The 15,504-nt window shown below is 45.6% G+C and carries 9 protein-coding genes; 6 read left to right on the top strand and 3 right to left on the bottom strand.

Annotated elements, in window-relative coordinates; genetic code table 11:
- Positions 1 to 66 precede the first annotated feature (66 nt).
- From C7475_RS07015 to C7475_RS07000, 4 genes are all read left to right on the top strand, one after another.
- Positions 67 to 4,020, top strand: coding sequence for a DUF4157 domain-containing protein (locus C7475_RS07015; RefSeq protein ID WP_110052586.1), 3,954 nt, complete (start codon positions 67 to 69; stop codon positions 4,018 to 4,020).
- A gap of 16 nt (positions 4,021 to 4,036) precedes the next feature.
- Positions 4,037 to 5,023, top strand: coding sequence for a WD40 repeat domain-containing protein (locus tag C7475_RS07010; RefSeq protein ID WP_110052847.1), 987 nt, complete (start codon positions 4,037 to 4,039; stop codon positions 5,021 to 5,023).
- A gap of 62 nt (positions 5,024 to 5,085) precedes the next feature.
- Positions 5,086 to 6,465 carry an ATP-binding protein gene (locus C7475_RS07005; protein ID WP_199236177.1) on the top strand — a complete coding sequence of 460 codons (1,380 nt, stop codon included), beginning with the start codon at positions 5,086 to 5,088 and terminating at the stop codon, positions 6,463 to 6,465.
- 128 nt (positions 6,466 to 6,593) lie between these two features.
- Positions 6,594 to 8,153 (top strand): M81 family metallopeptidase, encoded by a 1,560-nt coding sequence (locus C7475_RS07000; RefSeq protein ID WP_110052585.1) that lies wholly within the window; start codon positions 6,594 to 6,596, stop codon positions 8,151 to 8,153.
- 39 nt (positions 8,154 to 8,192) lie between these two features.
- Here C7475_RS07000 and C7475_RS06995 read toward each other — a convergent pair whose 3' ends face one another.
- The 3 genes from C7475_RS06995 to C7475_RS06985 all read right to left on the bottom strand — a co-directional run bounded on the left by C7475_RS06995 (position 8,193) and on the right by C7475_RS06985 (position 13,071).
- The gene (locus tag C7475_RS06995) at positions 8,193 to 8,609 is read right to left on the bottom strand and encodes a hypothetical protein (protein WP_110052584.1); all 417 of its coding nucleotides are present in this window, start codon (positions 8,607 to 8,609) and stop codon (positions 8,193 to 8,195) included.
- Between the two features lie 65 nt (positions 8,610 to 8,674).
- Positions 8,675 to 12,175 carry a M1 family aminopeptidase gene (locus C7475_RS06990; RefSeq protein WP_158286441.1) on the bottom strand — a complete coding sequence of 1,167 codons (3,501 nt, stop codon included), beginning with the start codon at positions 12,173 to 12,175 and terminating at the stop codon, positions 8,675 to 8,677.
- Complete coding sequence (locus C7475_RS06985) at positions 12,169 to 13,071, bottom strand: ABC transporter ATP-binding protein (RefSeq protein WP_110052582.1); 903 nt, start codon at positions 13,069 to 13,071, stop codon at positions 12,169 to 12,171. Before C7475_RS06985 ends, C7475_RS06990 begins: the two co-directional genes overlap by 7 nt.
- A gap of 201 nt (positions 13,072 to 13,272) precedes the next feature.
- Between C7475_RS06985 and C7475_RS06980 the strand changes: the two genes are divergently transcribed.
- Both C7475_RS06980 and C7475_RS06975 read left to right on the top strand, forming a co-directional pair.
- Positions 13,273 to 14,757, top strand: coding sequence for a sensor histidine kinase (locus tag C7475_RS06980; protein WP_110052581.1), 1,485 nt, complete (start codon positions 13,273 to 13,275; stop codon positions 14,755 to 14,757).
- Positions 14,754 to 15,488, top strand: a complete 735-nt coding sequence (locus C7475_RS06975; protein WP_110052580.1) for a LytTR family DNA-binding domain-containing protein — start codon at positions 14,754 to 14,756, stop codon at positions 15,486 to 15,488. Before C7475_RS06980 ends, C7475_RS06975 begins: the two co-directional genes overlap by 4 nt.
- Positions 15,489 to 15,504: the final 16 nt, after the last annotated feature.

Raw genomic sequence — 15,504 nt, 5'->3', positions numbered from 1 at the left:
CATAGGCTATGGTATCGTATATTTTTTATTATACCACGACTAATGAATATTTTCTATCTCTGAGAAATGATAAAAGCAACTGATAATAAAAGTTCTTCCACGAAGGCTCAGCAGCAACAGCCTGCAGGTAATTCTTTTTTCGGAAAGGACGAAGGAAGCAATGCTTTTTTCGGAGAGAAAGAAACAGCGAAAGAACCCTTTTTCGTTCAACGGAAACTTACTATCGGAAAGCCTGACGATCATTATGAAAAGCAGGCAGACCAGGTAGCTGATAAGGTGGTTCAGCGGATGAGTCAACCGGCAGCGACAGAGACGAAGGTTGCAGCACCGGCGGCTGTCAGTACAGTGCCTTCCGGGCATGTGCCGGCAGCGGCAGCGCAACAAGGTGCATTGCAGATGAAGGAGCAGGAAGGGAAGGAAGAAGACATATCGGCTGAAGAGAAAAAGGTGCAACGTAAGCCGATCTTCGATAGTATGGGCGACCCACCAGACAATATTCAGAAGAAAGAGACTGGCGCAGCTCCTGACAGCGGAGCAAAAGATGCTGCCAACAGCGGACTGGAAGCACGTTTGCAGAAGACGAAAGGATCAGGTACGCCATTGCCTTCTGATACCAGGACGGCTATGGAATCATCCATAGGTGCAGACTTCAGTAATGTCCGTGTACATACGGGTACAGAGGCTGCGGAACTGAGCAACGACCTGCAGGCGCAGGCGTTCACTCATGGTAATGATATTTATTTCAACGACAATAAATTTGATGCGACCAGCAGCACAGGCAGGCATCTGCTGGCACATGAACTGACGCATACCGTACAACAGGGAGCTGCTGTACAAAAGAAGGCAGATCCTACATTGAGTGATGCGGTACAACGTGCGCCGGCAACTAAACCGGCGGCAGCGCCGTCAGCTGCACCGGGAGAAGTCGTGAATATTTCATCTGGCAGCTTTAATCCTTCTGCAAACCTGGCGGAAGCGATCAAAGCAGCTGGCCGTAAAGGACTGGACGTAAATATTAACGCGGGTAAGATAGCTGGTGCCGGCGTAATTAAAGTGAGAGAGAAGGACGGTGTGATGGAAAGTCTGAAGAATGCTTATCTGCCATTGAACATGCCGATGTTCAGTGCCGCTAACCCGATGCTTGCGGTAAGACTTGCCAATGGAGAAGTAAGCGGCTTTGCTACTATCGGGCAAAGTAATGCACCGGAAGCCATACCTCAATGGCTGCGCAAGAATGGCAAAGCATTAGGTTGGTTAACAGGTATAGATGTAGAGAACGTACTATCCAAAGCGACGAATACGTTTGAGAACGGGACCTTTACTTTTACCCTGAATGGTGTTAAAGTGAAGGTAGGCAGCTTTGCGGAAGCGAACATGGACCTGGGCTTTGTAAATATGAAGCCTTCAGCACAGGTGTCAGCAGAACTGGATATCAATGGTGTTGCCAAAGGTAATCTTGAGATCACTTTGGTGGAAGATAAGATGTCAGGAGAGGGCGCATTTGGCGTTAGCTTCAAGGGCTTCTCGGGAGAGATAGCGGCGAAGTTCCAGGAAGGAGTGCTGGATGTGAAAGGCATGGTGGGTTACTCCGGTGACAGGTTGAGTGGTTCTTTGATGTTGGTGATGACGGATAAGAAGACAGCGGACAATTTTGCGAAGACGCAACTGGGAGGCGCACCTGCAGAAGAAGCGGTGCCACCTGCAGAAATACCGGCCGCTGAAGGCAAAGGCCCTCGCGGGATGGCCGGAATGGGTACGTTGACCTTCAATATGACGGAGTGGTTTGCGGGTAGTGTGAATGTGATCGTAGATGGTAAAGGTTTTGTGACGGTGATCGGTAAGATCGCGCCACCCAAAGAGATCATTCTGTTCCAGCAGAAAGACTACAACAAAGAATTATTCAAGCTGGAAGCACGTGCTGCTTACGGCTTGCCTGTGATAGGAAATGTATTTGTGTTTGCGAATATGGCGTTGATCGCATTAGCGAAAGTAGGTCCTGCGAAGATCTATAACATAGAGGTAGCTGGTACTTATTCCAATGATCCTGATATAGCGAAGAATATATCCCTGTCGGGGTCATTGAATATGTCAGCTTATGCGGGTCTTCGTTTACGAGCCGAAGGAGGTGCCGGTATTGAACTGGCGGGACATGATCTGAAAGTGGGAGTAGGCATTAACGCAGATGCGGGTGTGAAAGGTTATGTAGATGCGCGGCCAACGATCGGTTACCGCGATCCCGGAGAGTTCTTCTTCAAGGGGCATATGGAAATAGCAGCCCAACCGTTCTTAGGTTTGAGTGGCGATCTGTTTGTAGAACTGGATAGTCCGTGGTGGTCACCATTACCGGATAAGAAATGGACGTGGCCAATTGGGGCGCTTGAATATCCGTTGCCGGGTGAATTCGGCATAGGAGCAGATATGGAATACGTGTTAGGCTCTGGTAAGGTACCGGAAGTTACATTCAGTGAGGCGAAATTCGATGGAGCGAAGTTCATGACCGATCTTGTGGATGATCATGTACCATCGAAGAGCGGTGCGGGAGATAAAGATAAGCAGGGTAAATTCGTTGATGGAGGTGCAGCTGGCGCCACTCCACCGGCAGGAGCAGCACCACCGCCTGCAGCACCTGGTAAACCGGCAGCAGGAGGTGCTCCGGGTAAAGGCGGCGCACCAGGAGCAGGCGGAAAAGGTAAGGAAAAGGACAAAGGCAAAGCAGACCCTGAAGCAATGAAGAACTTTGCCGCTGCCATGAAGAAGGTAAAGGAATTGGAAGGTCATAAACCAATGACCCGAACCGAACTAAGCGCAGTTTTAGATGGAATCAAAAAGCAGTTTAATATAACGGGGATCACCTTCAAAGCGCAAGGTGCTGATCTCTGGATTGTAACAGGTGTTATGGCCGGCATGCCGAATAAGCAGTCTGTTAAGGTGAAAGCAAGTATGAAACCTGGAGATGAGAAAGAAGAGACAGGACAAAGTAAAGAGTCCGAAAAGCAACTTACAGAAGGAGTTAAGGCGTTGAAAGCCAAAGATGAGAAGGCCGCAGAAGGTGATAAAAAGCTTACAAGGCCAGAAGCGGAGAAGGTAGCTGCCGATGTTGAAAAATCACACGGAAAAACTTTCAAGTCAATTACGGTTATTGATAAAAAGGATCATTGGAATTATCTTTATGTGCAGAGAATGAAGAAGAAGGATGAGGTGCCGGGAAGCGGTGTCGCTACTACAGCTACAATTCCTCCGGGATTTAAGGTGGGAGCCCACTTTAAATATAAAGGAGATATATACAGGATCAGTGAAATATATAAGGACCAGGATAAAGTGCATATGATAGACGTGAGAAAGATCCTGTCTAATAAGACCTTCAAGAAAGAAAGTGGTAACAGATGGCCTGGTGAGATGATATTTATAATTAGTAAGGCTGTTGCAGCAGGACAACTGGTTGAATATAATGATCCTATTCCTGCCCTGAGGGAGTTGCCGAAAAGTTGGAGTCCGGGTAGTAAGAGCATACGTCCATGGTTGTATGAGAATATGCACGGCTGGAAGAAGAAAAGGGATGAGATCTACAATCATCCAACAAGAGGCAGAAACTTTATGGTCGCCAAAGCGCTGGATGCAAAAGATAAGGCAAAGAAAGGTAACGATACTGAATGGAAGCAGTTGTCAATACACTATCCTACTAAGTCAGGCAATCGCCAGGAAGGAGTTATGATTGTCGATGAAAATGCGGATTATAAGACATATGATCCAACGAAAGCTAAATATGAAGTGGACCATATCGATGATCTTGGCATGTTATGGACAGCCAGAGGACGTGATACCCATGACGGTGAAAGAGAGCAACAGGTAATAGGAGATAATAATCTGCGTTTAATAACCAAACAGCATAACAGCAAGAAGAGCGGAGAAACATATGAGCTGTCTGTAGGACCCGGATTTCAGAGTAAAATAGCAGACAATGATATAAAAAATGCGAAGACGATACGAGGAAAAGGTGGTGTATACGAAGCATTCCGCTAGAAAATAAATAGTAACGATGGAACTAAAATTCAAGAACAAAGGACCGGTATTAAGCATGGCAGTCAGCCCTGATGGAAAATGGCTGGCAGTTGGCAAACTCGTTGACAAAGACCGTAATCCCAGTCTGACGATCTGGAATACAGACACCTGGGAATGTGTAGTAGAAGAGGAGGCCGGAAACGTATCCAGTATATTGAGCCTTTCCTTTAACAGACATAGTGATACACTGGCCTATCTGATCGCGATAGACTATATCAGGTTTTTTAACATGAAGGATATGTACCTGCAGAAGGAGATCCCTTTCGACAGTCCTCAGAAAGTGCGTTATGCCGCCCATAAGGACCTGTTGCTGGTCGTAGGCAGGGAAGTATCTGTGCTGGATAGTAATGATGACGAGTTGTGGAGCTATAACAAGTATAAAGCCTTTGACACTACGAAAGGCCTGTCTGCGGAAGTCGTTAAGGATTATTATAAGATGCCGGATTGGGTACAGACAGCTTCTTATGGTAATCTGCCTGCAGGAGCAGCGTTTTTTAAACAGGACAGCGCCGTCATTATAACCGGGAACAACGACAATAAGTTTTCTGTCTATGATATCAGCTCCGGAAAGCGCAAAGAGCAATATCCCGGAGGAGTTTTGCAGGCAGGTCATATAGAGATAGATAAATCGGAAAAGTATCTTTACGTGACAGCACGTTTGCCATATGCTGATCTGCTTTGGGAACTGCCGGAAATGGAAAGATTGTTGCCGCAATATCTGAATGAAGATTTTGAAGGTTCATCCGGCTTTACTTTTCATCCGTCTTCCCGCTTTTTTGCTATTGGTGGGTTAGGAGGGAAAGTGTTTCTCAGAAGTATATCGACTGGTGAGTTCCTGATGGAAAAAGATATACATGAGGACGCAGTAAAGGCGCTCCAATTCAGTGCCGATGGAAAACAGCTGATTTCAGGAGGGATGGATGGAAGAGTTGTTATTACTGATATCACAGAATTTCTGACCTGATGATCGTACCGTATTAGTTGAAACCCGTACAGAATAAAATAGTTTGAATTAGCCTCAGAGTTATGATTGATAATACCATGAATGCAGCAGCCTTGCAGGAGTACCTCACATGGCTGCAAACCGAAATGCGGAAGCGGCTGTCCCAGTATTTTGGCGCCGAAACCGGAACAGTCCCCACAATACCAGATGAAAATATTCAGCCAGGCACTGCCTGGCCCGATGCCCCACTAACAAAATTCATCCAGGAGAATGAACTGGATAAAGACGCGCAGCTACTGCTTATTATGGCACTGGCTCCGCATATCAATGCAGTATTCTTTGAAGACCTTATTCACGAATATCTGGTAGATAAGGGTGATTTTCCACTGATCGGTTGTGTGAAAGGCACGCAGTTCCGGGGATTATTGCCAACCGGAGATACCTTTTTATTCCTGCTGGCAGGGATGGACCTGTCTGTCCGCATCAGTAAGATGCAACTGCTGGGCGAATCACATCTCTTTGCAAAACGGCAGGTATTATGGCTGGAAAAGCCGGAAGAAGGAGAACCGGCCATGAGCGGAAAGATAGTGATGTCGCAGGAGTACATTGATCTGTTCCTGACGGGTTCCTATGCGAAGCCACGTTTTGGGAACGATTTTCCCGCTGAAAGTATTACGACGCCGTTGGATTGGCAGGACCTTGTGTTGAACGCACAGACAATGGAGCAGTTGCAGGAACTGAAGAAATGGTTACGCCTGAAAGATAAGCTAAGAGCCACCAATAAGCGTCTGAAGCCAGGTTATCGTGCGTTATTTTATGGTCCTCCGGGAACAGGTAAGACACTCTCCGCGTGTCTGCTTGGAAAACGTGATCCAGCGGAAGATCCGGACAATACACAGGAGGACTTCGATGTATTCCGTATTGATCTGTCGCTGGTGGTATCCAAGTTCATTGGAGAAACAGAAAAGAACCTGTCTCACTTATTTGACAAAGCAGAACATAAGAACTGGATACTGTTCTTTGATGAAGCCGATGCATTATTCGGCAAGCGTACAAATATCAGGGATGCACATGATAAATACGCCAATCAGGAGATCGCCTACCTGTTACAGCGCATTGAAAACTATAATGGTCTGGTGATACTGGCTTCCAACTTTAAAAATAATATTGATCCCGCTTTTTCCAGGCGTTTTCAGTCTATCATACAATTCCCTATGCCTAACCAGGCAGAGCGCCTGCAACTCTGGAAAATGATCCTGCCCGACCATATGATGGAAAGAGAGGGGATACTGGATAAAGTATCTGCCATGCATGAAATTTCCGGGGCTTCTATTATCAACGTTGCACAGTATTGTTTTCTGAAGAATATGCAGAAAGACGGTCAGATCTCGCCAGTATCTGCAAATGACCTGGAAGAAGGCCTGATCAGGGAATTTAATAAGGAAGGCAAGATATACAAGTAAGGACCATTAACAGGCCGGTTATGCTTAAATAGCATTAGGGTCAGTCAAACCTTTATTACAAAATAAGGGGGTTTTTAACTATTTTGACTGCTCCTGGATTCCCGGATTTATCTGTTAAAATCTTATATATGAAGCGTGTCTTCCTGCTAATGACGTCGTGTTATTCTTTGGTATGTATTTCAGTACATGCACAAACGAAGTCACTTCCCCGAATTGCTATTGCCGGTCTGGCGATAGAGTCCAGTACATTTTCTCCTGCATTGACGAAGGAAGAAGCGTTCCATGCTAAATATGGAACGCAGGTATTCACAACCTATCCCTTTTTCGGGGTCGATTCTCCTTTGCGCCAACGCGCGGTGTGGGTACCGGCGCTGATAGGTAAATCTTTGCCGGGAGGCGCTGTAACCCGCGAAGCATACGAGTCGCTGGTGAAACAAATACTGGACTCTCTGCAGAAGAATGCACCTTACGACGGCCTGTTCTTCGATATACATGGCGCTATGAGTGTAGTTGGACTGGACGATCCGGAAGGAGATTTCATCACGCGGATCCGCAAGGTGATCGGTACTAAAACGATCATATCCACGTCTATGGACCTGCATGGTAATGTTTCCTGGCGGCTGGCTGAAAATACGGACCTGATCACCTGTTACCGGATGGCGCCGCATGAAGATGCCATGGAAACTAAAAGGAGGGCAGTACAAAACCTGCTGGACAGGATAGAAAGCGGTAAGGGGAAACCGGCATTTAAAGCCTGGATACCGATCCCGATATTACTGCCGGGAGAAAAGACCAGTACCCGTATAGAACCTGCAAAAACAGTATATAAAGCGGTAGCGCCGGCTGCTGCACAACCAGGCATTATTGACGCTGCTATCTGGGTCGGTTATGCCTGGGCAGACGAGCCGCGTAATCACGCTGTAGTAATGGTAACCGGTGATGATAAGGAAAAAGTATCGCGTACAGCCGAACAGCTGGCTAAAAGCTTCTGGGATGCGCGTTCGGGCTATGCTTTCGTAGCGCCTACCGATAATCTGGAGGGAAGCCTGAATAAGGCTATCGCCAGTTCCAAACATCCTTTCTTTATTAGTGATTCAGGTGATAATCCTACAGCGGGCGGCGCTGGTGACGTAACCTGGACTTTAACTGAGATCCTGAAACGTAAAGAGTTTAAGTCAGAGAACGGCCCCTCATTGATATATGCCTCTATTCCTGGTCCTGAGCTGATTAAAAAAGCGATGGCCGTTGGTGTAGGAGGTCAGGTAGATGGTCTGGCTGGTGCTGCTGTAGATGCCCGTTATGCGCCGCCTGTACGGCTGTCAGGGACCGTAGAGTCGATAGAAAAAGGGGATAGGGATGCTGAAGTGGAAGTGGTAGTAAAAGTAGGTAGTGTGCATGTGATCGTAACACAGAAACGTAAACCTTATCATAAGGAAAAGGACTTCACCAGGCTGGGGCTGAACCCGAGAAAATCCGATATCGTTGTGGTGAAGATCGGTTACCTGGAACCTGAATTATATAATATGCGGGCGGACTGGATACTCGCCCTTACACCGGGTGGGGTGGACCAGGACCTGGAGCGGTTGCCGTATAAAAGGATAGAACGCCCTATGTTTCCGCTGGACAAAGAGATGAAAGAACCTGATCTGTCGGCCAAGCTGGTACCGGCATCAGATAAACTGAAATAGAATAATAAAGGCGTATGTATCTGACACATACGCCTTTATTTATTTAAGACTTGTTCGTAGAAATTGTAATCTTTCCTTTTGCGGGCCGCGTTTCAACGAAAGCACCTTTGCTTCAGCTTCTTTTTCAGCAATGTAGGTGACCAGGAAATCAATTTTATTGATAAGTCGTTGTACAGTTGTATATTCTCCCATGTCCAGCCTGATATCCGCTTCCTCAAACAGGAGGTCTGTCAAAGTATCGAGGGTGGAGTAATGAATGTTCTTTTCCCTGATAAATGCTTCCAACTCACCTGCGTTCAGGCTATCGAAGAAGTCTTTTGTCTCAAATTTAGTAGCGGTAAATACGGTCTTGATACTCTGCAATGCTCTTGCCGGCTCGCTTTTCTTCGCGCTTATAACGGCCCTCAAAACCCTTCCTAATTCTTCGATCATTTCCAGGATATAATCCTTTTGCATAAGTCGCATGGTTTATACTACTGTAAATGTATGGACATTTTCTAAATTGGAAACGATGGCAGTATTTATTTCAGCGCAGCCAGATTATCCGATTGGTCTGCATCCGGCAAGTAAGCATACGGGTCGACAGCGACCATCTTTGGCGGCTTGTTTAAGGTGATATTTAAAATGGTCGTTGCCTGTGTGAAATGATGTTTATGCAGATATAATGGCTTGTTGAGCCAGTTACCATCTTCAGTATTCCGGTCGGAGACAGCGATGTCTATTTCATCATCTACGGGAATTGGGCGGTTGTGCTCATCGTCTGTTTTGGCTATCTGAACTTTTAACTGCAGATCGTATTGTCCGTTGGACAGCCGTTTAGACGACATTACTTCCACTTTCAGCGAATAGGTGATCACCCGTTCCAGCCAGTCCTTAATAAGCTTTACTTCAGTCTGTGATGCTCCCTGACTTAATGCGTTTATCAGGTCATCAGCAGTGGCTCTTGTTCCCGGAGAAGCATGTTTATCCAACAAGCGGCGAAGCGCCTCATTTATCCGTTGTGTGCCTAATGCCTCTTTCAGTGCATACATGGCTAAACTACCTTTTTGATAATGTACGAACGCTTGCCCGTATGTCTTTGCCAATGGTAATTCTTTTTCATCAGGATAACGTTGGGAGAAGTACAATTGATTTTCCGTCTGGAGGTATCTTCTCATGAACTGCCTTCCAAAAGATTGTTCTACCAACATAGCTTCCGTGTATTGTGCAAGCGTTTCCGTGAGTAGTGGGGAGCCTGGCTGATAAACCGGGGCTAGTTTGTTTGCCCACCACTGATGTGCTATTTCGTGAACAAGGATACCGTATCCATAGTTGATCTTGTTACTGTCGTTGAAGTTGCCCTGGAAGTTGATATTCTCAGCACTGAATACTACGCCGGGGTAGGCCGTTGCCGCACCTTTGTATTGTGGAATTTCTGCCAGTGTCAGATGTTTATACGGATAAGGTCCGAAATGCTGCGTACAATAATCTATTGCGTCTTTCATTGCCCGCATCATAACAGTCAGGTTGACTGTTTGTCCAGGATGGAAGAGAATACGGTATTCCACACCTCTGTAGGTCTCTTTTTTAACGTCATACCTTGCGCTGCTGAGAGCAAACATAAAGTTAACAGGTACTTCTGTTTTATACTGGAAGTAATTACGGTTGTTGGCTGACCATGTTCTTTTTAAAGTGCCTGTTGTTACAACATATTGATCCGGAGAAGTAGATATGGTAGTTTCGATATCAATAAGATGGTAGGCACTATCTGCCGGTAGATCAGGAACTTTCGCCATCAGTCCTTTCTCCTTTCTGAGGGACGTATCGCTAAGTTCAAAGCTGCTGTTGTATCCTAGAGAAGGGACATATTTTTCCAGCTCAATATAAGTGCCATTGTCTGCAACAGCATGTTCTGTGTTAAAAGAAGTGAAGCCGGAACGCACAACTTCCATTGAGAATTGTAAGGTTGTTTCTGCTCCAGGTAGCAGGGGTGTTTTAAGATCATATAAATGCTGGTTGAATGTTTTGTCATATACTTCACGGCTGGCGCCTGGAAGGTGAATGTTACAGTATGTTACTTCTGGATGTACGCTCACCCAGATCCGAGAGAGGGGAACGCCGGATGTATTGATGAGTTTATAGGTGCCTTTCACGATATATTTCGCCTCATCAGAATAGAGGTCTACGGTTGTTTTTACGGAAGTGATAAATGGTTGTGGAAGATTTGCCAATGTCCTGTACCGGTGTTCATAGCTGGCCTGCCAGTCCTGTTTTTCCCTGCTGCTTTTATATCCGCCCTGAATATTGGTTTTATAGAAGATAAAGGCACCTGCGATCAGAAAGGCGAGAATGGGAAACAACCATATTAATCTGAACCTGAGTAATCGCCAACTGTTGTTGATATACTGACTTCTTTGCCAGAGGCTGACGGACAGTAATGCTAATAATGCAGCAAAAGCTGACCAGTATAACATATACCAGTTGAATGCTGAAGCATAATGGCCAAAGCTGTTCATGCCCGAGTTTTGCATATCAGGTACACTGGCGTAACGTAGCAGGTAATGTTCTATTCCCAGCCGGCGACTGAATATGATGACAGCAGCAATTAAAAGGTTCAGTAGCATCCCCAGGTACTTATTAGGAACTAAAGTCTGGATAAAGAGCGCCAGGACCGCAAAAAGGAACAATGGAAAGCCGCTGTAATAAAATAGTGAAATATACCGCGGAAGGTCCGGATGCAGATACCCGTTACTGAACTGCATCACTACTCCTACAATAATATTGGCAGAGATGATCGTTGCAATCAGCAGGCCTAGTGTACAACATTTGGCGGCCCATATGACAGCATTGTGTACAGGTGTGGCGTAAAGCAATAGCTGTGAGTTTGTTGTACGCTCACGGGCAGAAAGTTCGGCGGTATAGAAGATGATTAACAACATAGCAGGTTTTATGGATAACAAGGATTCCACGATGATACTGGTTGCCGGGTAGAAGTGAATGCCATAGGCGCCGCTGAATAAATTGTCCTTTAACTCGATAGTGAAGATAAAGATCCATAGGGCTATCATCACCAGGAAAGGGATGTGTTTAAATACAGATATAGCCTCCAGTCGGAACTGGGAGCAAAAGCTTTTTAAGGTATAGATAAATCCGGCTGGATGCACCTGTTGACTGTTGTAGGGGATTGCGGCTATTATTTTATTACCTGTTCCGGGTGACTTTGTCTTCGCAGGCAGTTGTATGCGAAATGCAAAAGATCTGTAGGTGATAAGTAGCAGCACAAACGAAAATGCCGCCCACAACAGGCGATTCTGCAGTAATAACCCGCGAATAGGTAATAGCTGTTCATTACGTTGCAATACTGACCAGGAATGAGTATCTGTAAAGAAAATAGCCAATCCGAAGGGATCGGTCAATAAGGTGAGGAGATCCGGTCCTCCGGTTCTCAATGCAGAACTGGCATATATTGGTGAGTTGCCGAGTATAGCGCCAACATTATACAGGATATATAGCAGTAATCCAGCCGCATAAATAGCCCGGATATTCCGTGTCAGCATAGCGGTGCAGAAAATAATACTACAAACGAACAGGATATTAGGAAGTCCGAAAACCAATAGCGGCTGAACGAAGTACAGCGGATCAAATGTTCCTTGCCGGGTCGCATCCATCAGCAAGGAACCTGTTAAGATACCGGCAATGGCGGCGCAGAGCACAAGCAGAACAGCGAGCAGCAGCCCAAGAAACCTGACAGAGAAATAAGGAAGTCGCTTGATGGCAGTTGTAAATAATACTGCGTCCATCTTGTAGGTGGTGTCCCTTAAAACAACGTTAGCACAGAATACCGTGCATACGAAGATTGAGAAAAGAGAAAGGAAACCAACGATAGTAGTGATGACATACGGGGCATTGGCATGTATCTCGCTGCCACCGAAATTACCATGTATAATCAGCAATCCAAGACCCAGGAACAATAGGAGCGCTATCTTAAAGGTGATCTGCCGGAAATGATATAAAACTTCAAATTTAAGGATGGCGCTTAACATACAACACCCTCCTTTCCGGAACATTGTGCTCCCAGTAATGCCGAAAAATAGACATCTTCGAGATCAGGGCGGACAGGTTCAAACCCGCGGTCAGGACATTCGTCGGACAGCAGGTGTAATTGTATGCTGCCAGCTATCCTCCGTGTAGAAATAATATTGAAAGACGACTGGTAATGCGAAAGAGCATCTTTAGAGACCGTTTTTCGCCAGATCCTTCCGGTCAGGCTATCTGTCAAAGAAACGGGCTTCCCTTGCATTATGACTTTCCCATGGGCTAATACTGCCATTTCAGGACATAGATCATGTACGTCCTCCACAATGTGTGTGGAGAGCAGAACGACTACCTGTTCTCCGATCTCGCTGAGCAGGTCATGGAAACGGTTACGTTCCTGAGGGTCCAGACCTGCTGTCGGTTCATCTACAATGATCAGCTGTGGATTGCCCAGTAATGCCTGCGCGATACCAAACCTTTGCCGCATCCCTCCGGAGAAAGTGCTGACAGCCTGTTTTCTTACGGCGTAGAGATTGGTCTGTTGTAACAGGGCAAGTATCTGCTCTTTTCTTTCGGCTTTGTTGAGCAATCCTTTCAGCACTGCAAAATGCTCCAGGAGGGACAATGCCGACATTTTAGGATAAACGCCAAAGTCCTGCGGCAGATAACCAAGTTGATTACGCAGCTTCTGTGGGTGTTTACAGATGTCCATGCCATCAAATAATATTTGTCCGCTGTCAGGTAACTGCAAAGTAGCCAACGTGCGCATTAAAGACGATTTGCCTGCACCGTTAGGTCCCAGTAGTCCGAACATGCCATTGGAAATATTCAGCGAGATATCATCCAGCGCTTTGACATTGTTATTGTAGCTTTTAGTCAGATGTCTTATCTCTAGTCTGTACATAGGTGTATTTTGAATATGGCCGCAAACTAGCGTTCCGCAATAAAGTGCTCAACTATAAATGAGGAAGGAACAGAAGAAGATGATGATCGACCGGTATCTGAGTATTTTCGCTATTAAAGACGTACGTCATGAAAAGCAGGACGTTCGTCATTAATATTTGTGCAGGTGCGTGAATAAGCTTTTTTTTACCTGTTTGATGATATGAATGCAGTAAATGAAAGACCGGGATTCGTGGTGGGCCGGCTGGAAGTCTGGCTACTAAGCGGGTTGCTGATATGGATCGGTATCCTTGGGGAACGTCCTGTTACCTGGGAAGAATACTTTATAAACTTTTGTGTGTTAGCGCTTGCACAATTACCAGCCTTTATATTCTATTGGTACAAGAACCATTGGCAGCAGGTACTGCCGCGCAGGCAGTATTTGCTTTACTGGCTGCTTTGCTTTGGGATTTGTGTACCTGTGGCTACCGTTTTGTGTGTTGTTTTTAAACCAGGTGCACGGCCGGAAAGTTTGTTTGTGACCAGTGCGCTGTACTGTATTTCGCTGGAGTTGTTATTGTCTGCGCTTGGCTTCCTGCAGCGACGGGCCAGTCATTCAGAATGGTTTAAAAAGATCAGTCTTAATAAAGCTGTATTGGTAAGTCTGTTGCTTATAGCCATTACACTTTCTGCAATGGCTGTGTCCAGCCTTGATAATCCGTTATATCATAAGAAAGATCAATTGCTGATCGGCTTTGAGTTTGATCTGCACAAGATCATTACAAGGGCCGGCGTTTTTTTTAGTTTCATTGCGCAATTCATGTTTATGTATCTGTGCGGTTATCTGTTATATTATATCAATAGTAAGTTGCTGGTGGGCAAGGTGCTGAAGGAAAAAGGTATAGTGATCTATCTAATGAGTGTATTTGCCGCAATCGCTATTCTTTATCCTGTTATGGGACAGCTTTTGTTATTCCTGCCTGTTAATAATTTGCTTGGAGGAATATTTTCAGATAATCCCTTTATACTGGAGAATGCTTTCGGAGGATTGCTGATTGTCTTTTCAACGCTGCCTGTTGTACTGGCGATGCAATGGGCGAAGCAGAACAATCGCATTGTTTCGCTGGAGAAGGAAAAGAACCGCACAGAGCTGGACTTATTGAAGCAACAATTAAACCCTCATTTCTTCTTCAATACATTAAATAATTTATATGCCTTAAGCCTGCAGCAGTCAAAGCAGACACCGGAAAGCATTCTGCAATTGTCGGAGCTGATGCGTTATGTGATCTATAAAGGGAATGAAGTGACGGTTCCTGTGCAGGAAGAGATCAGATACATTGAAGATTATTTGCAGTTGCAGCAGATACGTTTGAGGATGCCACTGGACCTCCGGTTTAACCGGGATATAGGTAATGAGATGCAGCCGGTACCACCTATGCTGCTGATCGTCTTTATTGAGAATGCGTTTAAACATGGAATAGAACCGGCAGACAGTCCTGCTTTTCTCCACCTGCACCTGACATGTAACGACAAGGAGTTATATTTCAGCTGTGAGAACTCCTTTGAACCTGGCGCTGGCGGAAATACCGGAATAGGACTGGACAACCTCAGAAAGCGCCTGGCATTACTGTTTCCCGGGAGGCATGTCCTGAAAACTGCTGTAAAAAATCATACATTTAAGGCTGAAATGCAACTGGACCTCTCATGAGTTTACGATGTTTAATAGTAGATGATGAGCCGCTGGCACATGATGTCATCCTGCGATATATGGAAGATGTACCGTTCCTGGAGAATTGCGGACAATGTTACAGGGCTATGGAAGCGCTCGATTTTCTCAGCAGGCATACGATAGATCTTATCTTCCTCGATATCCGTATGCCTAAACTGAACGGTCTGGATTTCTTAAGAACATTACAACAGCGGCCACTCGTCATTATTACTTCTGCCTACGAAGAACATGCGCTGGAAAGTTTCGAACTGGATGTGTGCGACTACCTGTTGAAACCTTTCCGTTTTGACCGCTTTCTGAAAGCCGCCAATAAGGCATTGTCGAACTATACATTGAAACAGCAGGCGGCGGGTGTGGTGCCTGCTGCACCAACAGTTACAACGCCCAGCCCATCTCAGATCTATATTAAATCAGACAAAAAACAGGTCCTCCTCAATCTGGAAGATGTATACTACCTGGAAAGCCTGGGTAACTATGTTAAGGTATGGGAGGAACAACGGTTCCTGCTGACGCCGAGGACATTGAGCAGCTTTGAAAGTCAGTTACCAGCCGATACCTTTGTCCGTATTCATAAATCTTATATCCTCAATAAAAAATTTGTACGCTATATTGAGGGAAATACCATTAACCTGAAGAATGGGGCGCAATTGCCTCTGGGGAAAAATTACAAACATGTAGTGAAGGAACTGGTGAACGGTCAGGGAACATGATACAATAATTAATTGA

This window comes from Chitinophaga sp. S165 (assembly GCF_003182155.1).
In the GTDB taxonomy this organism is placed as follows: Bacteria; Bacteroidota; Bacteroidia; order Chitinophagales; family Chitinophagaceae; genus Chitinophaga.
The sequence above is the reverse complement of the archived record's forward strand: the minus strand, read 5'-3'. Positions and strand labels throughout refer to the sequence as shown.